22 protein-coding genes and 1 riboswitch are annotated in these 23,575 nt (G+C 42.9%); of the genes, 10 read left to right on the plus strand and 12 right to left on the minus strand.

Annotated features, from left to right (window positions below; genetic code table 11):
• Positions 1-2 precede the first annotated feature (2 nt).
• The 4 genes from F890_RS07485 to F890_RS07500 all read right to left on the minus strand — a co-directional run bounded on the left by F890_RS07485 (position 3) and on the right by F890_RS07500 (position 4,184).
• Positions 3-1,289, minus strand: coding sequence for an acyl-CoA dehydrogenase family protein (locus tag F890_RS07485; RefSeq protein ID WP_171058350.1), 1,287 nt, complete (start codon positions 1,287-1,289; stop codon positions 3-5).
• A 218-nt stretch (positions 1,290-1,507) separates the two neighbouring features.
• Positions 1,508-2,209 (minus strand): IS1 family transposase, encoded by a 702-nt coding sequence (locus tag F890_RS07490; protein WP_004282345.1) that lies wholly within the window; start codon positions 2,207-2,209, stop codon positions 1,508-1,510.
• Positions 2,210-2,338: 129 nt separating this feature from the next.
• On the minus strand, positions 2,339-3,715 hold the full coding sequence (locus F890_RS07495; protein WP_005266254.1) for an ABC1 kinase family protein: 1,377 nt from the start codon (positions 3,713-3,715) through the stop codon (positions 2,339-2,341).
• A 160-nt stretch (positions 3,716-3,875) separates the two neighbouring features.
• Positions 3,876-4,184: a hypothetical protein gene (locus F890_RS07500; protein ID WP_004647105.1), complete on the minus strand. Its 309-nt coding sequence runs from the start codon at positions 4,182-4,184 to the stop codon at positions 3,876-3,878.
• Positions 4,185-4,384: 200 nt separating this feature from the next.
• Here F890_RS07500 and F890_RS07505 point away from each other — a divergent pair, with 200 nt between their 5' ends.
• The 6 genes from F890_RS07505 to F890_RS07530 all read left to right on the plus strand — a co-directional run bounded on the left by F890_RS07505 (position 4,385) and on the right by F890_RS07530 (position 10,497).
• Positions 4,385-4,771 carry a lysozyme inhibitor LprI family protein gene (locus F890_RS07505; RefSeq protein WP_005266256.1) on the plus strand — a complete coding sequence of 129 codons (387 nt, stop codon included), beginning with the start codon at positions 4,385-4,387 and terminating at the stop codon, positions 4,769-4,771.
• Positions 4,772-4,975: 204 nt separating this feature from the next.
• The gene (gene prmB / locus F890_RS07510; protein WP_005246127.1) at positions 4,976-5,983 is read left to right on the plus strand and encodes a 50S ribosomal protein L3 N(5)-glutamine methyltransferase; all 1,008 of its coding nucleotides are present in this window, start codon (positions 4,976-4,978) and stop codon (positions 5,981-5,983) included.
• A gap of 13 nt (positions 5,984-5,996) precedes the next feature.
• The gene (gene aroC, locus F890_RS07515; RefSeq protein WP_005266258.1) at positions 5,997-7,091 is read left to right on the plus strand and encodes a chorismate synthase; all 1,095 of its coding nucleotides are present in this window, start codon (positions 5,997-5,999) and stop codon (positions 7,089-7,091) included.
• 67 nt (positions 7,092-7,158) lie between these two features.
• Entirely contained in the window at positions 7,159-7,680 is a 522-nt protein-coding gene (locus F890_RS07520) for a GNAT family N-acetyltransferase (protein ID WP_005266260.1), read from the plus strand.
• Positions 7,681-7,805: 125 nt separating this feature from the next.
• Positions 7,806-8,714, plus strand: a complete 909-nt coding sequence (locus F890_RS07525) for an AEC family transporter (RefSeq protein WP_005266263.1) — start codon at positions 7,806-7,808, stop codon at positions 8,712-8,714.
• Positions 8,715-9,029: 315 nt separating this feature from the next.
• Positions 9,030-9,117: riboswitch (glycine riboswitch) on the plus strand.
• Between the two features lie 135 nt (positions 9,118-9,252).
• Positions 9,253-10,497 (plus strand): D-amino acid dehydrogenase, encoded by a 1,245-nt coding sequence (locus F890_RS07530; protein WP_005266264.1) that lies wholly within the window; start codon positions 9,253-9,255, stop codon positions 10,495-10,497.
• An 82-nt stretch (positions 10,498-10,579) separates the two neighbouring features.
• On the opposite strand, the gene F890_RS07535 is transcribed toward F890_RS07530, so the two are convergent.
• Complete coding sequence (locus F890_RS07535) at positions 10,580-11,233, minus strand: A1S_1983 family putative colistin resistance protein (RefSeq protein ID WP_005266266.1); 654 nt, start codon at positions 11,231-11,233, stop codon at positions 10,580-10,582.
• Between the two features lie 100 nt (positions 11,234-11,333).
• Between F890_RS07535 and ispF the strand changes: the two genes are divergently transcribed.
• Positions 11,334-11,822 (plus strand): 2-C-methyl-D-erythritol 2,4-cyclodiphosphate synthase, encoded by a 489-nt coding sequence (ispF, locus tag F890_RS07540; protein ID WP_005266267.1) that lies wholly within the window; start codon positions 11,334-11,336, stop codon positions 11,820-11,822.
• 2 nt (positions 11,823-11,824) lie between these two features.
• On the opposite strand, the gene F890_RS07545 is transcribed toward ispF, so the two are convergent.
• From F890_RS07545 to F890_RS07555, 3 genes are all read right to left on the minus strand, one after another.
• Positions 11,825-12,349, minus strand: coding sequence for a protein tyrosine phosphatase family protein (locus tag F890_RS07545; RefSeq protein ID WP_005251987.1), 525 nt, complete (start codon positions 12,347-12,349; stop codon positions 11,825-11,827).
• A gap of 64 nt (positions 12,350-12,413) precedes the next feature.
• Positions 12,414-13,505, minus strand: a complete 1,092-nt coding sequence (locus F890_RS07550; protein ID WP_174766804.1) for a 3-deoxy-7-phosphoheptulonate synthase — start codon at positions 13,503-13,505, stop codon at positions 12,414-12,416.
• Between the two features lie 127 nt (positions 13,506-13,632).
• Positions 13,633-14,523 (minus strand): sulfite exporter TauE/SafE family protein, encoded by an 891-nt coding sequence (locus tag F890_RS07555; RefSeq protein ID WP_005266268.1) that lies wholly within the window; start codon positions 14,521-14,523, stop codon positions 13,633-13,635.
• Positions 14,524-14,910: 387 nt separating this feature from the next.
• Between F890_RS07555 and lpxB the strand changes: the two genes are divergently transcribed.
• Entirely contained in the window at positions 14,911-16,083 is a 1,173-nt protein-coding gene (gene lpxB, locus F890_RS07560; protein ID WP_005266269.1) for a lipid-A-disaccharide synthase, read from the plus strand.
• Between the two features lie 2 nt (positions 16,084-16,085).
• Here lpxB and F890_RS07565 read toward each other — a convergent pair whose 3' ends face one another.
• Positions 16,086-17,036: an AraC family transcriptional regulator gene (locus tag F890_RS07565; protein ID WP_005266270.1), complete on the minus strand. Its 951-nt coding sequence runs from the start codon at positions 17,034-17,036 to the stop codon at positions 16,086-16,088.
• A gap of 188 nt (positions 17,037-17,224) precedes the next feature.
• Here F890_RS07565 and F890_RS07570 point away from each other — a divergent pair, with 188 nt between their 5' ends.
• Positions 17,225-18,439 carry an alkane 1-monooxygenase gene (locus F890_RS07570; RefSeq protein ID WP_005266271.1) on the plus strand — a complete coding sequence of 405 codons (1,215 nt, stop codon included), beginning with the start codon at positions 17,225-17,227 and terminating at the stop codon, positions 18,437-18,439.
• Between the two features lie 361 nt (positions 18,440-18,800).
• Here the strand turns inward: F890_RS07570 and F890_RS07575 are convergent, their stop codons facing one another.
• On the minus strand, positions 18,801-20,624 hold the full coding sequence (locus F890_RS07575) for an acyl-CoA dehydrogenase (RefSeq protein ID WP_005266273.1): 1,824 nt from the start codon (positions 20,622-20,624) through the stop codon (positions 18,801-18,803).
• A gap of 78 nt (positions 20,625-20,702) precedes the next feature.
• On the opposite strand from F890_RS07575, the gene F890_RS07580 reads away from it, so the two are divergent.
• The gene (locus tag F890_RS07580; protein WP_005246142.1) at positions 20,703-21,683 is read left to right on the plus strand and encodes a GlxA family transcriptional regulator; all 981 of its coding nucleotides are present in this window, start codon (positions 20,703-20,705) and stop codon (positions 21,681-21,683) included.
• Positions 21,684-21,689: 6 nt separating this feature from the next.
• Here F890_RS07580 and F890_RS07585 read toward each other — a convergent pair whose 3' ends face one another.
• Both F890_RS07585 and F890_RS07590 read right to left on the minus strand, forming a co-directional pair.
• Positions 21,690-22,892, minus strand: coding sequence for an MFS transporter (locus tag F890_RS07585; RefSeq protein ID WP_005266274.1), 1,203 nt, complete (start codon positions 22,890-22,892; stop codon positions 21,690-21,692).
• On the minus strand, positions 22,889-23,332 hold the full coding sequence (locus tag F890_RS07590) for a MarR family winged helix-turn-helix transcriptional regulator (RefSeq protein WP_004647091.1): 444 nt from the start codon (positions 23,330-23,332) through the stop codon (positions 22,889-22,891). Before F890_RS07590 ends, F890_RS07585 begins: the two co-directional genes overlap by 4 nt.
• Positions 23,333-23,575 lie beyond the last annotated feature (243 nt).

Genomic DNA, 23,575 nt, shown 5'->3' on the forward strand with positions numbered 1-23,575 from the left:
GATCAGGCATGCAAGCCAGAATGGAGAATGGCAGTGGCTCTCAGGTCTCTATACCAGCGTTCTACCGGATGTTCTTTGGTGAAACCATGACCACCCAAAATCTGTACACCATCGGTGCCGATTTTCATGGATTTTTCTGCGCAGAGCAGACGGGCCAGATAGGCTTCACGATGAAAGTTTTGTCCCGATTCAGCCAGACTAGCGGCATTCAAGATCAACACTTGCATTGCGTCAATTTCAATGGCCATATCGGCAATCATAAAGGCGACACTCTGACGATGGGAAATCGGTTCGCCAAAAGCGATACGTTCATTGGCGTATTGCACACAATATTTCTTAATGGCTTCACAGGTACCTACTGCCATTGCACACCACATCAAATTGCCCAAATCTACGAATGCACGATAATCAAAATCTTCATCTCCCAGACGCTGTGCTGGAGTATTTTCAAATTTGAGCGTGACTGTTTCTGTTGCCTTTAAACCCATAGCAGGCGACTTTTTCGCAGTGATGGTGCTGTCGCGTTGCACCACAAAGACCTCAGCTCTGCCATCCAGATCAGCACTGACCAGATACAGATCGGCACTTTCTCCCAAGAGCACTAAGGTCTTTTCACCCCGAATCAGATAATGTCCCTGATGTGCAACAGCCTTGGTTTTAAGTTGCTCCGGGTTAAACGCTGCTGTTTCTTCCTGCACCGCAAAGGTAGCCTTTAATTCAGGATTTTCTGCGAAAGTGCCCAGATATTCTGCCTGAATTTGCTCTGAGCCCCAGCGGGTAATGGCGTTAATGACACTAAAAGTCGAAAGTAAGCCAGCGGTCAGGCTGAAATCTCCTTGTGCCAAATGTTGAGCGATTAAAATATTGCTGACAATATCCTGTTCTGATGCAACGCCCCCCAATGCTTCAGGCAGGGCATAGAAATTCAGACCTAAATCAGTGCTGTATTGCCAGAGTTCATGGGGAAATAATTCATGCTGATCTGCATCATGCGCCAAGGGATACAGCACCTCTTGGGCAAATTGCTGCATGGCATCACAGGTCATTTGCTGTTCTTCAGTCAGGTTTAGATCAAATAAGGATTTAGACTGATGCGGCAGACGCTGTTTTTGAATCTTCTGGCCAGATTTCAGGATTTTCTGGGTTTGACTCAGGGTTTTGAATCCTACTTTTGAACTTTGATAAAGTGATTTTTCTACAAATTTCCGAAGCTTTAACTGGTCTAATACTTCGCTACCCGCGATTTTGGTCAGTATGGACAAGCCAAATCCTTGGGCTTTATTCACCATATTATTCATTCTGATTATCCTAAAGGTGTTGTCACGTTATTTTTTTTAATACTGACATGCACTCAGAGATAAAACCATGTCATCCCTGACACGAATGATTGACAATTTTTAGGTTTCGGGGATTGAAGAAATGGAGGAATAAATTAATGAAAAATAAAAGAAAGATAAAAATATAAAAATATAAAAAATCGGGTGGTGTTTCAAAAAGTATGCTGGCGTTAAACAAATCCGTTATTAAGGTAAAAGAAAGTCAAATCAAAGGCTTTAAAATGATTTTCGAGCTTTTTAGAAAAGTTGCAACTTCTCCTAAATCCACGCCTGATTCGATGACGAATTCTACAATTGTTACCTTCAATACCGACGGTAAAAAACTTACCGATCACTTGCTTGCAACATTGAAATGCTGTGATAAAACTATCCCAATGATCACTCGCAATTCGAGCATATTGAACCCCAAGCTTTTTAAGTCTAGCTTTAAGACGTTGAACCGTTGCTAAATCCCGCTTACCCCAAACATAAGCAACAATTTCTCCAGATTCTCGATGGTAGGCATAAATAAGCCATTGTTTATTTTTCTTATTCCCTACAAAAGTCCAAAGTTCATCGACTTCAAGACATTCGTAGTGGCTTTGTTTAGGCTGAATCTGATAGATCGATTCACTTAAGGTTCGTAATACCTTGCCAATGCTGATACGCTCGACTTCAGCAATATCTCTTACACCGCTTCCTCTGACCATTAAATGTAATATCTTGCCGGTAATACCTGAGTTACATCCTTGATAGCTTAATGCATGATCACCAATAAATTGACGTTTGCAATCTTTGCACTGATGGTTTTGTTTCCCATCTACTTTGATGCCATTTCTCTTTATATTGTTACTTAGACAGGTAGGACATTTGATTTGTAGCGTTATTTTCATACCTCTATTTTATCAAAAGCCATATTGTTTTTTTCAGCATACTTTTTGAAACACCACCAAAAATCGAATATGTCTAAAAATTGACCCGAATGACAAAATCATCCGGGTCTTTTTGATGCAGGTTTTATTTTAAGAGAGATGATGTTTAATCATGGCACGCACATTGGTTTTGGCATCAATTACGGTCATAAAAGTATAGGCACCAATAAATTTACGGCTAATAAACATAAATTCTTTGGGTGGAACACTGAAATAACGTGAAGCCATAGATCTCGACGCCTGTTGCATCACACGGCTATGCAGCTGGCTTTTTTTCCAGTCATAGCGATTATGTTCATCCATGATGCCGGCTGGCAATTCCTGATTATTTAGCGGTGAACTAAACGCTTCGGTGGCCAGTAAAAAGACTTTGGCCATATCCGGTTTGATGCTTTGCGGAATCGAATCAAAAAACTCATAACCGGTCATCGCCTTGACCATCATATCCGAGTCATGATGATAGCCTGCCTGAATCAGGTTACGCGCAACACTGAGCAGATGCTGGTCAAACTGACGGATCGCGCCAAAGTCGAGCAGAATGATCTTGTCGTGCACATCTGTACCATTGCCCAGACGAACCAGATAATTACCAAAGTTCGGATCGGTTTGCATCTCGCCCCATTCGAAAATTTCACGTATTGCAATTTCCAGAGAGGCTTCCCCTAACTGGTTGCGGCGTTCTTGGGGCAGGGACAACATCACCGGGCTGTTGATCGGCACACCACGTTCAAAGGTCATGCACAGCACACGATCAGAGCAATATTCATTAATAATGGTCGGGACGATATAGCGAGGATCATCTTTTAAACGGGCAGCAAAACGACGCGTGGTATCTGCTTCAATCTGATAATTTACTTCACGATGCATCATCTCACGGACTTCATCGAACCATTGGTCGAATTCGCGGGTCTGCGGTACGATACGGGTCAATTTCAGCATGTTTTTAAACAGGCTCATATCCGAATCAATGGCTTCTGCCACACCCGGATACTGAATTTTTAACACCAGTTCCATGCCATCAGATTTTCGGGTAGCGCGATGTACCTGTGCCAAAGAAGCTGTGCCCAAAGGTTCATGATCAATGGTGAGATCGTCGAGTTTTGAACCGAGTTGTTGCTGTAACTGGGCCTTGATGGCTGGCCATGCCAATGCCACCGTCTGATTGTTCAGGGTATTTAGAGCTTGAGTGACTTCTTCTGGCAGAAAATGCTCACCGTACAGCGCCATCATCTGGCCAATTTTAACGATAGACCCTTTCAGCTTGCCAATTTCTGCTACCAGATAATCGGCCTGTTCTTTCATGGCTTTTTTACGTTTTTTTTCTTTTTCTTCTTCACTTGAGAACATGGAGCTTGCACTAGAAGCCGCCCAACGCGTGCCTGCCAGCAAGGATGCCTTTGCGATCGATAAGCGTCGATCCATAGAGGAGGTTTTCAGTTGTTTAAGCTTATCGTTCTGATCTGACATGTAAACTCGATCCTTTCATCATCAGCATGAAGCAGAATAAATCATTGTAAGGGATAGTAGCGTTTCTGCACGTATTAAAAAAGTTTAAGCCGCTGAATTCATAGTAAAAGCTAGGCAAGCTTTCATTTATTCACCAACTTGTATCAGTTTAGACAGGGCATTATGCCATTTGAAATTGGATTTTTAATTCGGATCGTTGTTGTAACTGTTGTTTATTTGTTTGAATATGTTGATGAATCAGGCGCTGTACGCTGTCATGCATGAAGCCCAAAGCATAGCCTTTTACAATCACAATACTTGGCAAGCCAAAAAACAGATATTTAGCATCGTCCAATGTCGCATTGGTAAATACGCCATGTTGCATTAAGGTCGACTGCAAAAATACCTTTTCTTGCTGCACCTGACTGGAGGCTTTATCATTCCAGTAATTCTGGCGCATCGCCATAAGATTATTGTGCTTATAGCTCATAGATCTGGGCTCATTTGAAGATTGAATGCGGATTATATGTGGGTCATGTGCCAATTTTCAATTGTGCAACTGTTTAATCTTTCATTCCGAGAAAGGCATAGGATTTTTGTCTGGACTGCGTTAATATCAGTGGATAATTTAAACAATATTGATTGTTAAACATTTATTGGGATTGTACCGGTTTCGGTCAAGGGGAAGTTATGCGTCTTGCATGGTTTTTAGTTGCAATTTTTGCGGGTACTGCGGTTCAGACACAGGCTGCTGTTGGGTATTCCAAGGAATATACACAGTGCATGAATTTTAGTTATGGTAATACACCCAAAGCGGAAAAATGCCTGGAAAAAGAGCTGAAAGTTCACAATAAACGTCTGAAGAAAAACTATAAAACTTATCTTAAATTGAATCCGAACCAGACCGCCGCCATTCGCAGTCAGCATGTATTGTGGGAGCGTAAACTGTCCCAGCAATGTAACTTTAGAATGTCAGGAAAATATGCCAAGCAGCAACAGGGTCAATGTATGCTGGCTTTGATCATGGATCAGGCTAATCTTTATCAATCTCGTTCTTATGCGTCCGGTTTTCGATAAGTCGTCATACCATTAACATGGATATTTAACAAAAACACCTCTGAATAAAGTAAACATTTATCTGCATAATCGCTCACAAAAACAGGAGTTTTATAATTTTTGTGAGCGTAGAGAATTCGTGTTTTTCATGCTTTTAGCATTATAAAAGCAGGCAAAACAAGGTATCATAAGGCGTTTAAAAAAATGACCTTGGAGACGCCTTAAGTGGATCGACCGACTATTAGCCCTGAACATATGCAGGAAGCCGCTGAAAATTTAACCACCATTCGTGATTTTATTCGTTTTGGTGTGACAGCATTACGTCAATACGATGCACATTTGGGCCAAGGCACAGAAGATTATTTTGCTGAAAGTTCAGCGCTAGTGCTGCAAACCCTGTCGCTAGAATGGAAAGCGGACGCTGAAATTTTAGATGCCAAATTATTACCAAGTGAAAAAGCCGAATTTTTAAGTCTGCTGGAACGCCGTATTAATGAAAAAGTACCAACTTCATATTTATTGAACCTGGCTTACTTCGACGGTAAACCTTATTACGTTGATGAGCGCGTGCTAATCCCTCGTTCACCGATTGCTGAACTGATTCAGAACCGTTTTGCCCCGTATTTCCTGGGCGAACATGGTCAAATGGGTGAGGCAGTCAACAACTTGCCGGAAAACCCGAATCCAAAGACGCCTCAACGTATTCTAGATATGTGTACCGGTTCAGGCTGTATCGCGATTGCCTTGGCTTATGCTTTCCCTGAAGCGGAAGTGGATGCGACTGATATTTCCAAAGAAGCCTTAGAAGTTGCGCAAATCAATACTGAGCATCATGACAAGCAATATCAGATCGCTTTGCTTGAATCAGATCTGTTTGAAAAAATTCCAGCCGAAAATCAATACGATTTAATCGTATCTAATCCGCCGTATGTCGATGCGGAAGATATGGCGGATTTGCCTGAGGAATTCCATCATGAGCCTGAGCTTGCGCTTGCTGCAGGTCAGGATGGTCTGGATCTGGTACGTAAAATGCTGGCTCAAGCTGCAGATTATCTGACTGAGAATGGCCTGATCGTGATCGAAGTGGGTAACTCAGAATGGGCAATGCGCCAAAACTTCAATTCGGTTGATTTCTACTGGTTGCAATTCCAGAAAGGTGGTACGGGTATCTTTGCATTGACTGCAGAGCAATGCCGTACCTACCGCGATTTATTTATTCAGTCTATTGCATAAGGAGTCGTTTGACATGGCAGGTAATAGTATAGGGCAACTGTTCCGTGTAACGACTTGTGGTGAATCTCATGGTGTTGGCCTGATGGCCATCATCGATGGGGTTCCACCCGGCATTGAGCTGACTGAAGCTGATTTGCAAAAGGATCTGGACCGCCGTAAGCCGGGTACATCGAAATTTGCAACCCAGCGTAAAGAACCCGATGAAGTAGAAATTATTTCCGGTGTGTTTGAGGGTAAAACCACGGGTACTTCAATTGGTTTGTTAATTCGTAATACGGATCAAAAATCGAAAGACTACGGCAATATCGCACAAACTTTCCGCCCGGGTCATGCTGACTATACCTATACCCAAAAGTATGGTTTCCGTGACTACCGTGGCGGTGGTCGTTCAAGCGCACGCGAAACCGCAATGCGTGTTGCAGCGGGTGCAATTGCCAAGAAATTCCTTTTCGAGAAATTTGGCATTGAGATTCGTGGTCATGTAACCCAGATCGGCACCGAAAAAACAGAGAAGCTGGACTGGAATGAAGTTCTAAACAATCCGTTTTTCTGTGGCGATGTGGATGCAGTACCACGTTTTGAAGCGCTAGTGACGTCTTTGCGTGAGCAAGGTACCAGTTGTGGCGCTAAACTCGAGATCATTGCATCTAAAGTGCCAGTGGGTTGGGGCGAGCCAGTCTTTGATCGTCTAGATGCTGACATTGCGCATGCCATGATGTCGATTAATGCCGTTAAAGGTGTCGAAATCGGTGATGGTTTTGGTGTCGCTGAACAGTTTGGTCATGAAAGCCGTGATGAACTCACCACAGAAGGCTTCCTGGCCAATCATGCTGGCGGTATTTTAGGTGGTATTTCTAGCGGTCAAGACATCCGTGTTGCGATTGCGTTGAAACCGACTGCATCTATCACCACGCCAGGTAAAACCATCAATATTGATCGTGAAGATACTGATGTGTTGACCAAAGGTCGTCATGATCCTTGCGTAGGTGTGCGTGCAACCCCGATTGCTGAAGCGATGCTGGCGATTGTGCTGATGGATCACTTCATGCGTCACCGTGCGCAAAATGCCGATGTTGTTGCGCCATTTGCACCGATTGAACCTAAATAATTTGCTTTAACTTTAAAGTGAAATTGTTTTAAAGTCAGACTCCGGTCTGACTTTTTTTATTTATAAAATGAATCACTATAAAAATATACGATTGGCGAGCAAGGCTGATGTTCAGCAACTTACTATGCTGATTAATACAGCTTATCGTACTCGGGGTGGATGGACCACAGAAGAAGGAATGATCCAGGGTGATCGTATTCAAGAAAAACAGTTATATGACTTGCTCAATTTAGAAAATTTTCAGCTCTTTGTGTTGGAAATTGATAATAAGCTTCTTGGTTGTATTGGCGTGAGCTTAGGACAGCAAGTAGCAGAGATTGAAAGCTTTGCTGTTGCACCTGCTGAGCAAAACTCGGGTTATGGCAAGCAATTATTGGACTTTGCCGAATCCCATATTTTCAAAATATTTAAAAAGAAAGTGATTCAGATGTCAGTATTAAATGTCCGTATTGAACTGCTGGCATATTATCAGCGCCGTGGCTATCAGCTGACCGAAAAGATTGAAGCATATCCACTGGGTCAAAATGTCGGAGAACCGTTGATTCCGTTACATTTGCTGATTTTAGAAAAAATCAGCAAATCAATATGATTAGTTGATGAAAATTCAAGCTTTTTACTGCTTAAATTGAGTAGTGGGAAAGCTCCTGAACATGCTAAGTTTTCTGTTCAGTCTAAGTGACTTAAGATTAGGCAGAAAACAGACCAGGATGTCATATGCTGCATATTATTTTAACTTCTTTATTTCCTCTCATCGGACTGATCAGCTTTGGCTATTTACTTAAGCGCAGGCAATGGTTGAGTGATGATTTTTGGCGAGGCGCAGAAAAGTTAAATTATTATGCACTGTTTCCGGTGATGCTGTTTTTAAATCTGGCCACTGCCAAGATTCAAATGGATGTCATTCAGGATGTAGTACTGGTCGTATTTAGCATCATGGCTGTGGTCAGTATTGCGCTGTATATCTTGCGCCAAATTTACCGAATTTCCTATGCGCGTTTCGGCGTCTATGTTCAAGGTTTACTGCGCTTTAATACCTATATTGGCCTTGCTGCTGTCAGCGCCTTATTTCAGCAGCAGGGTATGACTATTTTCGCTGTGATCATGGTGCTGTGTATTCCTTTGGTGAATATCTTGTCAGTGCTGGCATTTACCCGTAGCCACGATATGCAGCTGAAAAAAATCGTCCTGGATTTGTCTAAAAATCCATTAATTTTAGGCTGTATAGTGGGTGGTTTATTTAATCTTTCCGGTTTGTCACTCTGGACTGGAACAGAGCAGTTCCTTAAACAGATTGCACTGTGCAGTTTGCCGCTCGGTTTGATGTGTGTGGGAGCAGCCTTACAGTTTCAGGGTTTTCAGCGTGATGTATTGCCACTCAGCCTGATAACCTTTGGTCGCCTGTTCGGAATGCCGCTGATTGCATTTTTAGTGTGTAAAATTTTCCAGATTGATGCATTAACTACTCAGGTATTGGTCTTGTTCTTTGCACTTCCTACCGCCTCAGCTTCGTATGTCTTAACCCGGGTGTATGGTGGCGATAGTGAGTTAATGGCTAGTATTATCAGTGTACAAACAGTGGTCGCAGCAGGAAGCTTAGTACTGATGCTTTCTTGGATTATCTAAAATTCTAGAATAAATGATAAAAGTCTAAATTTTGCTTTGGATGACATATACTTTGAATTATTAAAATAGCCTAAGCAAATGTTGAGTTCTATTTAAGCGCCAAAATTAAATAAGTTCTGGAATTTTATAAAGGGTAGAACTTACTCGTTTTACTTACGGCAGCAAAATCTAAAAATTTAATATCTAGGCAATATCCTCTATCACACATGTATACTGTTAATTAAAAAAAAGAATCATGGATAAATTCACGTGAATTAACATAAATAAAAACTGTGTTTCTCCTAAAAATGGTATATAAATTGCTCATGATAATAAAACATTATTGCAGGAGAGAAATGCTTCTGCATTCGCCGAAGGAGCAAGTTCCCAGGAAACTCTCAGGCAAAAGGACTGTGATAATGGATAAAAACTCTGGAGAGAAGTGTTCAATCACTCACCGAAGGGGAAGGTGGCCGCATTGATGTGCAATGTATCTACCGAAGCTCTCAGGTACACATGACAGATGGGAAAAGACATCAATATAATCAAGGAGGTGTCTATGCGTCATGTCGTGGTGATTGGGGCCGGTATTACCGGAGTAACCACAGCTTATGAGCTGGCACAATCAGGCTATCAAGTGACTGTGGTTGATCGGCATCTTTATCCGGCAATGGAAACATCCTTTGCCAATGGCGGCCAGCTTTCTGCCTGTAATGCCGAAGTATGGAACCAGAAAGCCACGGTACTCAAAGGCATCAAATGGATGTCACAAAAAACCGCACCACTTTTGCTCAATCCTTCTTTCAGTGTGCATAAATACAGCTGGCTCATGGAATTTCTGGGCAATATCAAACATTATGAAGCCAATACCCGAGAGACTGTACGGCTGGCTTTACTGGCAAGAGCACGCTTATTTGAAATTGCCGAAACAGAAAATATTGATTTCAATTTAGAAAAACGTGGAATTTTACATTTTTATCATAACAAGACAGATTATGATGTTGCGATCAAAGTCAATGATCTGTTGTGTAGCGGTGGTCTGGAGCGCAATGCCATTTCCAATGCAGAAATCAAGCAGATCGAACCTGCATTAACTGGCGATTATTATGCAGGATTTTACTGTCAGAGCGATGCCACCGGGGATATTCATAAATTTAGTACCGGTTTGGCCAAAGCCTGTATGCAAAAAGGCGTGAAATTTGAGTTTGGTCAAGATGTTTTTGTTGTTGATCATCAGGCTCAGAATATTCGGGTTAAATGCAAACCTAGTACTGAAAATGTCCATTCCTCTCCAGAGGATGTTCTGGAAATTAATGCAGATGCCATTGTGGTCTGTGCAGGGGTTGGCAGCTATCAATTGGCTGAAATACTTGGTGAACGAGTCAATGTCTATCCAGTCAAAGGCTACTCGATTACCGTGCAACTGAATGATGAGCAGAGCCAGAACAACGCACCTTGGGTCAGTCTGCTAGATGAAAGTGCGAAAATTGTCTTGTCACGCCTAGGCAAGGATCGTTTACGTGTTGCAGGAACAGCCGAGTTTAATGGCTATAACCGGGATATTCGTGCTGACCGAATTCAACCTTTAATTGACTGGACCAATCGTAATTTTGACCTGTGTACTGAGCATGTTGTTCCGTGGGCAGGCTTACGCCCCATGATGCCAAATATGATGCCTGTGGTACGCCGTGGCAAACATGAGCGGGTCTTTTACAATACCGGACATGGTCATCTGGGCTGGACTTTATCAGCTGCAACGGCTGCGATGATTAGTCAGGAAATTGCGCAATACTATCCAGCTTAAATTGATAGCCCGCTTGCGGGCTATTTTTTACATCAAAGATATCATTTTATATAACAATAAATTTTAATATTTTTAAATTAAATCAATCATATAGTCGATAAATACCGGTAAATCGTTCACAGCCTTTCTGCTGGCTACTGACCGCTAAAATGGCTTTACTATAGTTAAACTCATAGCGGCAGTCATTTTCATTATCGGTGATCTGGTTTTTTGTCTCAGGCGTGGTATAGGCTAAAAAAGGAACGGTCTGCTTCTCGGTCCGGTTATTTGGATTACGATATGCCAGGCCTTCAATCTTGATCCGGTCTTTGGTCAGTTGATGAATCTTGAGATGCACGGGCTGCTTGGCGATTTGTCCCTGTTCAAACTTAATATAATGCTGGGTCAGACTTTGATTCAGTGAAATATAGACATTTAAATCATCTAAACGCCATTCAAACTGCTGTTTAAAACAGTCTAGCGTTTTGCATTGCTGTAAGCGGGTCGCCCATAGTTGTTGGCTATCTTGTAATAAACGCACAGGTGCATCAGTAATCAGAAAAGCAGTAAAGTATTGGTCTGTGAGTTTTTCACGAGATTCAGCCAGCGATGCTGAGCAGACTTTATTCATGGCAGCCGTTTTTTTGCTGTCATCGCTACAATCCATTGTGATCGCTGAGCTACCCGTAGAAATCGTCCCCAGACCGAGCATCAGGCCAATTATTTTCAACATATTTATATCAGTTTTCAGTAGCATGATCGCTTATACTTTCACTGTGTTACGCTTGGTCTAACTATAGCGAAATAGAAAGCAAGTGTACAAGATTTCAATGGGCTATTTCTAAAGGATGTATAAGGTGATCGCACAAATTCGTATTGGCCAGGGGCTGGATGTGCATGCATTTGAAGAAGGTGATTTTGTCACTCTGGCAGGCATTCAAATTCCGCATACTCACGGTCTGAAAGCACATTCGGATGGTGATGTAGTGCTGCATGCACTCTGTGATGCTTTGTTGGGTGCTTTGGCGCTCGGAGATATTGGCCAGCATTTCCCAGATACAGATCCTGAGTTTAAAGGTGCAGATAGTCGGGTATTACTCAAGCATGTTTATCAGCTAATTCTGGATCGTGGTTATCACCTGAATAATGCCGATATTACCGTGGCCTGTGAACGTCCAAAACTGGCGAAACACAATTTGGCCATGCGTCAAAGTATTGCAGATGTCTTGGATATTGATGTGACTCAAATCAGTATTAAAGCCACCACCACTGAACAGTTAGGTTTTACCGGTCGTCAGGAAGGCATTATGTCGATGGCAACCGTGTTATTGAGCCATAGTAAATAAAATCAGGCAAAATAATTTGGATTAATTAAGGAAAGTTCCAGTTCCTGCGTTGCTTTACGGCCTTGTAACTGTAGGGCAACTGCATGCATTAAACCAGTCCAGGTTTCATTTGGTTCCCAGATCTGATGCAAGTATTCTTGTGCTGTAGGTAGATCCATATCCATATAGTACTGACGATATAAGTACATCAGACAGCTGACATGGTAGTTTTGCGAACAATGTACCCAGACCATTTGCTCTTTTACCAGATGATCGATCAGATCCAGTACCAGCAGGCATTGATTGTCTGAAGGGGTTTCCCAGGAAATCGGAACCTGAATATAGTTCAGTCCCAGCTCAAGGCAAATTTTATCTTCATGCGGCAGATACTGTTCGCTATCGGTCAACGCCACATTGATGACTGTAGATACACCGTATTCTTTCATCAGCTGTAATTGGGTAGTGGTCGGTTGACCGGAGCTAAACAGATGTTCGTGTATGAACTGAAAATTCTCAATCTGGCTTAATGCCGTTTCAATATCATTCATCAGATAAATTTTCCTTGTTCTAGAAATGCAAACGCCATCTTGGCGATGGCGTTGGTCAGATCATTTAACGATTAGGTAAAATGTCTTTCAATGCCTCATGCATGTCGAGTAAAACTTTTTCAGTCGTTTCCCAGTCGATACAGCCATCCGTAACGGATTGACCGTATTCCATATCATTCAGGTTCGCCGGAATGTCCTGACGACCACCCTTAAGATGACTTTCTACCATAATACCAACAATTGACTTGTTTCCATCAAGAATTTGTTCGGAAATGTTTTTAAGTACAAGTGGTTGCAGGTACGGGTCTTTGTTAGAGTTGGCGTGGCTGGCATCAATCATGATCTTGGTGCTGACTTTGGCCTTGGCTAGAGCAGCTTCTGCATCGGCAACCGAGCCTGCATCGTAGTTCGGCTTGCCATTACCGCCACGCAGTACCACGTGAGCATAAGGATTGCCTGAAGTGCGAATCACAGCCACCTGGCCTTGATCATTCAGACCGAGGAAGCTGTGACCATGTTTCACAGATTGCATCGCATTGGTCGCGACCGTTAAACCGCCATCAGTACCATTTTTAAAGCCGACTGGTGAAGAAAGACCAGAAGACATTTCACGATGGGTCTGGCTTTCTGTGGTACGTGCACCAATTGCTGACCATGAAATCAGGTCTTGGTAATACTGTGGCGAGTTTGGATCAAGTGCTTCAGTGGCACATGGCAAGCCCATTTCATTCAGTTCAAGTAATAGCTTGCGACCGATACGCAGACCTTTTTCAATATTGAATGAATCATTCATGTCTGGGTCATTGATCAGGCCTTTCCAGCCTACGGTAGTCCGTGGTTTTTCAAAATAAACCCGCATCACGATGTATAAGCTGTCTTTAACTTTTTCGCTCAGTACTTTTAAGCGTTCAGCATATTCATGCGCCGCCGCCGGATCATGGATAGAACAAGGGCCAATTACAACGAACAGGCGTTTGTCTTCACCATCCAGAATTTTACGAATCGTTTCACGACCATGCAGTACGGTTTGATAAGCAGTTTCAGTCAACGGTAACTCTGCTTTAAGCTCAGCAGGGGTTACAAGAGGAATCATGCTGTGGATATTCACGTCATCAATATCTGATGCTGAAATAGGATTTGACTGTTGTGTATTCATTGCCGTCACTGGTTCGATCATACAAAAGGTTGTTTAATAGCCCGAATATAACATGAATGATGCGTCACTTTGTTATAAAAAAGATGAATACTTCTTTGAAAAAAAAGTGATGAATCGGATAGTTAACTTAAACGGACGGGGAATTTTGGCTCACAATTATCATTGCTGTTTCAGCAGGTTGAGCCGGTTTTGATTTCACAGGATTAATCATGAAATTCACACCCAGCGCAAACAGGGTAATGCCTAAAATTTTGCGGATCAGTTTTTCTGGCATACGTGAACTGAGTAAAGTGCCGACAATAATCGCTGGAATAGATCCCACCAATAACCACATGAGCAGCATGAAATCGACATTGCCTGAAGACATATGACCCAGCCCTGCAACCAGGGTCAGTAACACTGCATGCACAACATCTGAGCCAATGATACGAATCATCGGCAGATTCGGGAACATCACTACAAGTGCCATGATGCCAAATGCGCCGGCACCCACTGAAGAGAGCGTGACAAATATGCCCAAGATAATGCCCATGATGATAATGGCTACGCGCTTTTCCTTGGCTTGCAGCTTTACTTTTTCCAGATCTTGGGTCATATCCGGTAGTTCTTGTTTTCTGTATTTATTAAAAAGATTTTCGATCTGGCTACGAAACAGAATGGATAAGCCGGTAATGGTTAGCATAAAGCCCAATACCATGGTCAGGACGGCCTTGTAATGCGTTGATTGGCTCAGATAGTTATCAAGAACCCAATGTGTTGCAAAAGATGCGGGAATACTGCCAACGGCCAGCCAGATCACAATCGGCCAGACAATATTCATTTTCTTGGCATGCACAAACGAGCCACAGAATTTAGAAATCGCGGCATAGAGCAGGTCAGTACCAATCGCGATATGCGGTTCAATCCGGAATAAACTGATAAGAATTGGCGTCATTAATGAACCACCACCCACACCGGTGACACCTACACAAAAACCTACCAGAACGCCTGCTAAAATAAATTCAATCGGACCAAACATGCATATATGCCAAAATCAAAAAACGAGCATATCTTATGACTTTTGGATATAAGTCGTTGTCTTGATTATTGATTTACTTATGCATAAAAAAGATAAAGCTAGGTGAAGAATATTAGCTGATCTTTCATGTTTATTCACTGGAGTATGTATAAAGTGCGAATATGATGATTGATTTTAACTGCCCGATTTAACCCATTTTTGTCTAATTTAATGTAGCTGTAAATGTCGATTTAATTCTTGTTATGCAAGCTCGATCATTGACTAAGTCATTCTAAACGGTGAGTTTCTTAAAATGAGAAGATGCTTAAGCTTCTTCCGGAATAGCCACAGGATTATGTTAGAATCCAGATTCAATAAATTTCCATGCGGATCTGAGAGGAAACCCACTTGCTAAATCGAAAACTTAAAATTGGAATCGTGGTCGGTGAAGTTTCTGGAGATACGCTTGGCGCAAAATTGATTCGCCGTTTTCGTGAGCAAGGCATTGATGCTGAATTTGAAGGTATCGGTGGTCCACAAATGATCGCGGAAGGTTTTAAAAGTTATTATCCGATGGATATTCTGTCGGTGATGGGCATTGTCGAAGTTTTAAAAGATATTAAAAAACTGTTTGCTGTGCGGGATGGTCTGGTGGAAACCTGGACTAAAGATCCGGTCGATATTTTTATCGGGATTGATGCGCCTGATTTTAACCTGCGTTTGTCAAAAACCATTAAACAAAAACAGTTACCGATTAAAACCGTGCAATACGTCAGTCCTTCGGTCTGGGCATGGCGTCAAGGCCGTATACATGGCATTAAAGCCAGTATTGATCTGGTGCTGTGCCTGTTTCCATTTGAAAAAGTGTTCTTTAAAAAATGGGATGTTCCTGCAGCTTTTGTCGGACATCCGCTCGCTAGCCAATTGCCGCTTGAAAATCCAATTCTGGAGGCTCAGACAGAATTAGGCCTAGACCCAGATCAGAAATATATTGCATTATTACCGGGAAGCCGCCGTGGCGAGATTGAGCGTTTGGGACCTTTGGTTCTGGATGCAGCTAATACTCTGCATCAAAAATATCCGGATTATACCTTTCTGATTCCTGCGATTAATGATGCACGCAAGCAGCAAATCGAAAGTTTACTGGCCACTTATCCTGAGAGCTTAAAAACCCAAATTCGCTTGATGGAAAATACCAGCGCTGAATCCAAAATTGGCCGTCAGGTCATGAATGCATCCAATATTATTGCACTGGCGTCTGGAACTGCAACGCTTGAAGCGATGTTGCTGCACCGTCCGATGGTGACTTTTTATAAATTGCACTGGCTGACCTATCGAATTGCCAAATTACTGGTAAAAATCCCATATTTTTCATTACCAAATATAATTGCTGGCAAAAAAGTGATTCAAGAACTCATCCAATCCGCTGCTACACCTGAAAATCTGGCAGCTGAAATTGAAAAACTGATGGATATTGAAGCAGCGCAGATTCAGGTTATGCAGCATATCACCATGCACAAGCAGCTACTTTCTGGCAATAGCGAAGATCCGGTCACAGCAGTATTGGCATTAGTCCAGTAATTTTAGTCTGGTAATAAAGACTGGTTCTTCTGACAATTCAGCCGGTATTGGGTCGGCGTCTGTTCAAACTGTTTTTTAAAACTTTGACTAAACGCCGTCTCGGATGAATAACCAACCAGATAAGCGATCTGCTGGATACCAAATCCACTATTTCTCAAATATTGCGCTGCCAGACGCAGGCGGTGCTGTTGCAGATAGGCAAGGGGCGGTTCACCGACAATCTGGGTAAATAACTGGGCGAATTTGGAACGTGACATATGACATTGTTCGGCCAGACTTTCTACAGTCCAGAATTGTTCAGGTTTGCCATGAATCACTGCCAGTGCATTGGATAGTTCCGGATGCGAGAGCGCATTTAGCCAGCTCGAGGCATTTTCCAGGTTTAAAATATAATCACGTACGCATTCAATCAGTAAAATACTGACCAGATGATCCAGAATCTTGTCACGTCCGGGACGAAGCTGCTGGGTTTCCAGTGCCAGAAACTGCAAGCCAACCTGTAACCATTCTGGCGCCGTATCACCCAGAATATGTTGAATATGCAGGTATTTAGGTAATGCACTCAAAAGAGGTTTGGCCATCTGGATATCCAAGCTAGAACGAATAGCCAGTATGAAACTATGCTCCGCCGAATTTTCCCGATTGAGATCAACACATTGCTGTGCATTGCTCTGAAAATAAGGATTAATCGCATGGTGCTCAGAAAAATCGGCATTGTCTGGGCAGGAAACATGATGGGAGGAACCTGCGGGTAATAGCACCAGATCACCTTGTTGCAGCTCCAGTCGATCACCATTCATGAACTTTAATTGCGCCTGTCCTTGTAACAGGATATAGGCCAGCATAAAGGGTTCATGTTGATAGTCAAAGCCGCCCGGATGAAATACATTCAGATAAAGATATTCCGATTTTTCCAGATGAATATCATCAAAAATTTTACTTAAAGCATCCATGCCTAACTCTATTCTTCTGTTTTATTTCATTTAATTGACTATAAATTTTTTAACTTTGTGATTTTAGGCCAGAATTTGGCAGCATGTGCCAAAGACGCTGACATAGCTTTTCTGGACGTTGAATACTGTTCGCTACTGCTGAAATAATCAACTATAAGTGCAGAGTAACATAAAAAAGGAAGGTCGCAATGAATGCCCCTGCACAAATCCAGAAAGCGCAGTTTACGCAGGAAGCGTCGGCACTAAAAGGTGTCAAGCTGGATAAAAAACGTTTTGGCTGGTTGCTCAGCCCAGGTCTGCCTGTGATCGGAATGGGAATTCTGGCCGGTTATCATTTTGGTCCCAAAGCCACTCAAAAAATCTTTGCCATGGGCGGACTATTATTACTGCATGTCATCATTCCGACTCTGGATGCCCTGATTGGCGATGATGCCAATAACCCAAATGATGAGCAGATCAAGGCACTGGTTAACGATCCTTATTATGACCGCATTGTAAAAGCATTTATTCCCTTGCAAATGGCAGCCAATGCCTTTGCCGGTTATGTCGTAAGCCGGCCAAATGTGTCTTTGCTGGATCAGGTACTGCTTGGAGTTTCTATGGGTGCGATTAATGGTGTGGGGGTGAATACCGCACATGAACTCAGCCATCGTCCCCAGAAAAAAGACCATTACTGGTCTCATGCCAGCCTGATGCCTTTGGGCTATAACCATTTCCGGATCGAACATCCTTATGGACACCATAAACGGGTGGCGACACCAGAAGATCCGGCATCTTCAAAAATGGGTGAATCTTTTTACCGTTTCTGGCCACGTACCGTAATAGGCGGATTAAAATCTGCAATCCAGATTGAAAAAAGACGGCTCGAGCGTAAGGGACTGAAATTCTTTAATCAGGAAAATGAGCTGTTTCATGGTTGGGCCATGAGTGCCGGCTATCATGCCTTGATGCTAAAGGCGTATGGCAAGAAAATTATTCCTTATACACTGACACAGGCATTTTATGGCGTTAGCCTGTTTGAGATTGTGAATTATATCGAGCACTACGGACTGAAACGTGGACAGAAAGCGGATGGCAGTTATGAGCGAACCTTGCCGGAACATAGCTGGAATAACAACAATATCGTAACTAATCTGTTTTTGTATCAGTTACAACGGCATTCTGATCATCATGCTTTTCCAAGCCGTCCATTTCAGGCGTTGCGGCATTTTGATGAAGCGCCAGAATTACCCAGCGGTTATGCAACCATGCTGATTCCAGCCTTGATTCCACCTTTATGGTACAAAATCATGGATCAGCGGGTATATCAGCATTATCAGGGCGATCTGACGAAAGCTAACATTTTGCCTTCCAAACGTGCCAAACTTTTTAAAAAGTTTGATGTGCAAGAATCCGCAGCTTGATGATTCAAAAAATAAAATGCGCCTAATACAGATAATGCTGATCAGTTAAGGAGTTTAGAAATAAACTCCTTAATTTTTAGCGGAGCCTTATTGTTTTAAATCAAAATTTTGCAGCTCATTTGTTACTTTGGTTTCGCCCAAAGTAACCAAAGGCATTTTTCATCCGCAAAACTCGTCAGCCCCTATCAACTAACAAATTTATCGCAGAAACAATCATTTTTTAATGTAGTCCGGCCTCAAACAGTTGCGGATGACTTTTCTACATATCAAATACAGCCATGAATCTAAAAAAGAAAATGCCAGTCAATTTTGTAAGTGACTGGCATTACCTAATACAGGCGCATTTTTTGATAAATTCTGTCTAGAACCAGTCGCTTTGCATATTCAGGCAAGTATCATCCATATTCATCAATAATTTGGCCTGATGCTCAATTTCAGGGAGTTCCCAGCGAATAAAATATTGAGCTGCTTGAATTTTCCCTGCCAGAAAAGTCTGATCTTCTGCCTGCGAAGATGTGCCAAACTTGAGTTGAGCCTGATTCGCCATTTCTAGCCAGAGCCAAGATAGAATAGTTTTGCCCATCATATCCAGATACAATCCTGAATTGGCCAAAGCGTCACTGACTTTTCCTTGATGTAAGGCCTGGCCTAAAACCTGAGTAGTTTTTTGTACAGTCGCCAGATGCTGTTTGTAGATCTCTGCGAGTTCCACTATCTTAGGTTCATGAGTCTCTGACAAGGTCTTCTGGATGCGCTGCATGAGCAGATTTAGCCCTTTGCCATTATGCTGCCAGAGTTTACGTCCCAGCAGATCCAGAGATTGAATACCGTAAGTGCCTTCATGAATCGGATTGAGTCGGTTATCACGATAACATTGCTCCACCGGATATTCACGGGTATAACCCGCGCCGCCCAAGACCTGAATGGCCAGATCATTGGCTTTCGGACCATAGGCAGAAGGGAAAGATTTGACCACCGGGGTAATGAGATCAAGCAGAATTGCACTATCTTCATCTTGAGCTGCCTGAAGTTCATCAATTAATCGGGCTGCAAATAAGCAAAGTGCCAGCGAACCTTCTACATATGACTTTTGCGCCAGTAGCATGCGTTTGACATCGGTATGTTCAATGATATTCACTGGTTTCGAGTCAGGTGTTTTTTCATGAACTGGCCGGCCTTGCGGACGGTTTTTAGCATAATCCAGAGATTCCAGATAGCCACGATAACCAATCATGGCTGCGCCCAGACCGACACCCACACGTGCTTCATTCATCATCTTGAACATATATTTTAAGCCATGACCGGGTTCACCAATTAAATAGCCTAAGCAATTATCATTTTCTCCAAAGCTTAAAACTGTAGATGTAGTACCTCGATAGCCCATTTTGTGCAGTAAGCCAGCCAGCTGTACATCATTAGCTTCACCGAGTGAACCATCCTCGTTGGTTTTGAATTTTGGTACGATAAACAGGGAAATTCCTTTCACGCCTTGCGGCGCATCCTGAATCCGCGCCAAGACCAGATGCACAATATTTTCGGTAATGTCCTGATCGCCACCCGAAATAAACATTTTCTGGCCTTTAATTTTATAAATTCCATTTCCCTGAGGAATGGCTTTAGTGGTCAGATCGCCCAAAGAGGAACCTACATTCGGCTCTGTCATGGCCATGGTGCCAGCAAAGCGGCCACTCAACATATGCGGTAGGAATATTTGCTTTTGTTTTGGGGAGGCAAAAGCCTGTATCAGGTTCGCCGCAGCGGCCGTTAGAAAAGAATAAGCCACGGTGGACGGATTGGCCGACATAAAATACGCATTGCAGGCCATATTCACCAAAGTGGGCAGTTGCATGCCACCATCTGCATAATCATGCTGGGCGCAAAGCAGGCCGGCATCGGCAAACTGTTGCCAGGCTGTCTTCACTTCATCAATGGTTTTGACCTGTTTGCCATCAAAGTTCGGTTCTTGTTGATCAGCTTTGGCATTATGCGGTGCAAAATAATCAGTCGCGATACCTTTTGCCGTTTCCAGAATACTGTCGAAAGTATTTTTGTCATGATCCTGATAGCGTTGCAGTTTAGTCAGCGCTTCAAGTTTGAATACGTCATAAAGCTGGAAATGCAGATCTTTATCATTAATCAGTTGGGTCACGGTACTATCCTGAATGTGCAATCCTTGAGATAGCATCAAGACTAGCAGTTGCTTTTATTGAGGAGGATTGTCAATAATGACATGAATCGGGTGAAAAGTGACAATTAGTAAAGTATGCAACAGGTGGTGATTTTAGGCTTTCATGGGGCTCTGGCTTCGGCCATTACGGGTGTGGTCGATTTATTTACAATGGCTGGCGTAAGCTGGAACCGGATCCAGCAGCAGGACGTACAGCGCCTGTTTAAGGTGAGTATCGCCAGTCCGGAGGGACATCCGATTCGGTGTATCAATGGGCTGCAGTTGCAGGCACATTTTTCTTATCAAGAGATTCAAACTGCAGATATTCTGGTGGTACCGACCATCGCTGCACCGATTCAGGATGTATTGCAACAGAATCCAGAACTGATTCATTTTTTAAAATCTGCACATGCAGAGGCGACTTTAATTGCAGGAAACTGTACGGGGAATTTTTTTCTGGCAGAAGCAGGCATTTTAGATGACCGGATTGCAACAACACATTGGGGTTTTCAGGAAGTGTTTCGTTCACGCTATCCTAAGGTGAAACTGAATGCCGATCTGATGATTAGCCGGGATCAGAATATCTATTGTGCAGGTGGAGGCCTGGCCTGGTTTGACCTAGGTTTGCATCTGATTGAGCGCTTGTATGGCTTTGAGGTGGCCATGCAATCGGCTAAATCTTTCGTAATTGATTACCGCCGTGATAGCCAGTTGTCTTATTCATTGCTGAATATTGGCCAGCCGCACCATGATGAACTGGTACAAAAAATCCAGAACTGGCTAGAGCAGCATTTTCATGAAGATTTTAGTTTGAACCAGCTGGCAGAGCAGTTTAATGTGACTGGCCGAACCCTGATTCGACGCTTTAAACAAGCCTTAGACATACCGCCCAATCAATATCTACAAGCGATCCGGATTGAAGCCGCACGTAAACGACTGGAAGAAACCGATCAAGCTGTGGATGTGATTATGCAAAATGTCGGCTATCAGGATCCAAGTTCATTCCGCCGTTTATTTCATAAAAAAACCGGTCTGACGCCGTTGGAATATCGGCGCCGGTTTAGTCGGCGCTTTTAAAAGCTTTTAATGAGAAGGCTGTACTTTTCCTGCTTTACGGCCATGCAGAAGGTAATACCAGGCCAGACAGCTTAGGGTGAGCAGCGCCGAGAACAGATAAAGCTGACGATAACCAATCTGATCCAGCAGCATACCCAGGAAATACGGGCCAAAACCAAGACCGGCATCCAGGGCAATAAAGAAGGTTGAGGTAGCAAGCCCCATACGCTGCAATGTCGTACTTTTCACCGCAATGGTTTGACACACTGACTGGATATTACCAAAACCAAAACCAAGCAAGGCAGCACTGGCAAGTAACATCACAGAGTTTTGCGCCTGACTGAGGAGCAATATCCCCAGTGCCATAATCACAATGGCAGGATAGATAATGATATTTTCGCCTTTACGGTCCATGAGCGGGCCGGTAAAAGGACGCGAAAGCAAAATGGCAAAAGCATACATCAGGAAGAAAAAAGATGCTGCTTCGACCAGATTAATTTCTTTGGCATAAAAGTGAATAAACGACAATATGCCTGAATAAGAAGTAGCCACCAGCAGTACAATCAGTGCAATCGGTAGCGCATTCGGTTCAATATACTGAGCCAGTTTGCTGGTGCTTTGCGAAGTAGAGGCTGCTGACGAATGACTTGCCTTAAGGCGTGGTGGCTGGATAAACAGTCCACAGATCAGGCAGCTGAGCGCAACGATACTGGTAAAGATGAAAATTACCTGATAATTGAAATTTGTCATCAGCCAGATTCCGACAAAGGGACCAATCGCTGTGCCTAGGGTGCTGCTCATGCTGAAATAGCCAATTCCTTCACCACGCCGTGTGGCAGGAATGGTCTGTGCAATCACTGTACCCAGTACAGTAGAAGCCATACCCATCATAAAGCCGTGTATCAGACGGATGCCTAGTAAAACTTCCAGCTTGGCCGGAATCATATACAGTCCGGAAAAGAGTAGGAAACCAGTCAGGCCAATGACAAGCGTATTTTTTAGGCCCAGACGATTCAGTAATTTTCCGATCAATAAGCGTCCGAATAGGGTGCCGACAATAAACAGACCTGATACCAGACCGGCTTGTGCAGTCGAAGCCCCTAGCTCAGCCACTGAGTAGCCGACAATCACAATCACCAGTAAGTAGAACACCAGAACCAGCTGGAAATTCACCAGACTGATCAGGATAAAATTGGGCGTCCATAAAGGCGTTTCTTGTTCTTGGCTCATTGAGGTCTGTCCTGAGATGAGGGATATAACTGCTGAATGAGTTGCATCAAGGTATTTTTACTGCCTTCAAGATCATCTGATTCAATGTGCTCAAGCAACTGATCTTCAAATGCATCGATCTGTTTGGAACACATCGCAAAGGTCTCAATTCCTTGCTCACTCAACTTGAACAGCTTTTGACGTTTGTCTTCAGTTTCGAGTTGGGCAATCAGATCGAGTTCAACCAGTTGCTGAATCCGCTTAGTAATACCGGGCTTGGATACATTGAGATAACTGGAAATATCTGCCAGCGTGCATTGTTGCTTTGACTGGATGACGTATAACACCTGCCATAAGGAATAATTTAATTGAGATGACAACAAGATCGTATTGATCTCATCGCTCATCAGTCGTGCGCAGCGTAATAACAGCGTACGAAGTCGGGGAGATTCGGAAAACATATGGTTAGTTAACCTGGGTAACTAAATTTAGGCCTAATTTACGCCTGTTTTATCTAAAGCTCAAGAGGAGAGTTTTAAAAATTATTCAGAGTAATATTTTCTTTATCAGCAAGAGTTACATAGTTTAACCTGATTAAAAAATAATCAACAAAAGACTACATACTTTTTATAACAGCCACGCCTAAGCTAGCCATGTCACTAGAAAAATTCATGACTTAAAAATTGAAGGGCAAAGATGCCAAA

The organism is Acinetobacter sp. CIP 64.7 (assembly GCF_000369745.1).
GTDB classification, from domain to species: domain Bacteria; phylum Pseudomonadota; class Gammaproteobacteria; order Pseudomonadales; family Moraxellaceae; genus Acinetobacter; species Acinetobacter fasciculus.

What these genes read in the sequence shown, in the direction of transcription:
- F890_RS07485 (WP_171058350.1), bottom strand. Translation starts at nt 1,289, where the DNA reads ATGGTGAATAAAGCCCAAGGATTTGGCTTGTCCATACTGACCAAAATC.
- F890_RS07490 (WP_004282345.1), bottom strand. Translation starts at nt 2,209, where the DNA reads ATGAAAATAACGCTACAAATCAAATGTCCTACCTGTCTAAGTAACAAT.
- F890_RS07495 (WP_005266254.1), bottom strand. Translation starts at nt 3,715, where the DNA reads ATGTCAGATCAGAACGATAAGCTTAAACAACTGAAAACCTCCTCTATG.
- F890_RS07500 (WP_004647105.1), bottom strand. Translation starts at nt 4,184, where the DNA reads ATGAGCTATAAGCACAATAATCTTATGGCGATGCGCCAGAATTACTGG.
- F890_RS07505 (WP_005266256.1), top strand. Translation starts at nt 4,385, where the DNA reads ATGCGTCTTGCATGGTTTTTAGTTGCAATTTTTGCGGGTACTGCGGTT.
- aroC (WP_005266258.1), top strand. Translation starts at nt 5,997, where the DNA reads ATGGCAGGTAATAGTATAGGGCAACTGTTCCGTGTAACGACTTGTGGT.
- F890_RS07520 (WP_005266260.1), top strand. Translation starts at nt 7,159, where the DNA reads ATGAATCACTATAAAAATATACGATTGGCGAGCAAGGCTGATGTTCAG.
- F890_RS07525 (WP_005266263.1), top strand. Translation starts at nt 7,806, where the DNA reads ATGCTGCATATTATTTTAACTTCTTTATTTCCTCTCATCGGACTGATC.
- F890_RS07530 (WP_005266264.1), top strand. Translation starts at nt 9,253, where the DNA reads ATGCGTCATGTCGTGGTGATTGGGGCCGGTATTACCGGAGTAACCACA.
- F890_RS07535 (WP_005266266.1), bottom strand. Translation starts at nt 11,233, where the DNA reads ATGCTACTGAAAACTGATATAAATATGTTGAAAATAATTGGCCTGATG.
- F890_RS07545 (WP_005251987.1), bottom strand. Translation starts at nt 12,349, where the DNA reads ATGAATGATATTGAAACGGCATTAAGCCAGATTGAGAATTTTCAGTTC.
- F890_RS07550 (WP_174766804.1), bottom strand. Translation starts at nt 13,505, where the DNA reads ATGAATACACAACAGTCAAATCCTATTTCAGCATCAGATATTGATGAC.
- F890_RS07555 (WP_005266268.1), bottom strand. Translation starts at nt 14,523, where the DNA reads ATGTTTGGTCCGATTGAATTTATTTTAGCAGGCGTTCTGGTAGGTTTT.
- F890_RS07565 (WP_005266270.1), bottom strand. Translation starts at nt 17,036, where the DNA reads ATGGATGCTTTAAGTAAAATTTTTGATGATATTCATCTGGAAAAATCG.
- F890_RS07570 (WP_005266271.1), top strand. Translation starts at nt 17,225, where the DNA reads ATGAATGCCCCTGCACAAATCCAGAAAGCGCAGTTTACGCAGGAAGCG.
- F890_RS07575 (WP_005266273.1), bottom strand. Translation starts at nt 20,624, where the DNA reads ATGCTATCTCAAGGATTGCACATTCAGGATAGTACCGTGACCCAACTG.
- F890_RS07580 (WP_005246142.1), top strand. Translation starts at nt 20,703, where the DNA reads ATGCAACAGGTGGTGATTTTAGGCTTTCATGGGGCTCTGGCTTCGGCC.
- F890_RS07585 (WP_005266274.1), bottom strand. Translation starts at nt 22,892, where the DNA reads ATGAGCCAAGAACAAGAAACGCCTTTATGGACGCCCAATTTTATCCTG.
- F890_RS07590 (WP_004647091.1), bottom strand. Translation starts at nt 23,332, where the DNA reads ATGTTTTCCGAATCTCCCCGACTTCGTACGCTGTTATTACGCTGCGCA.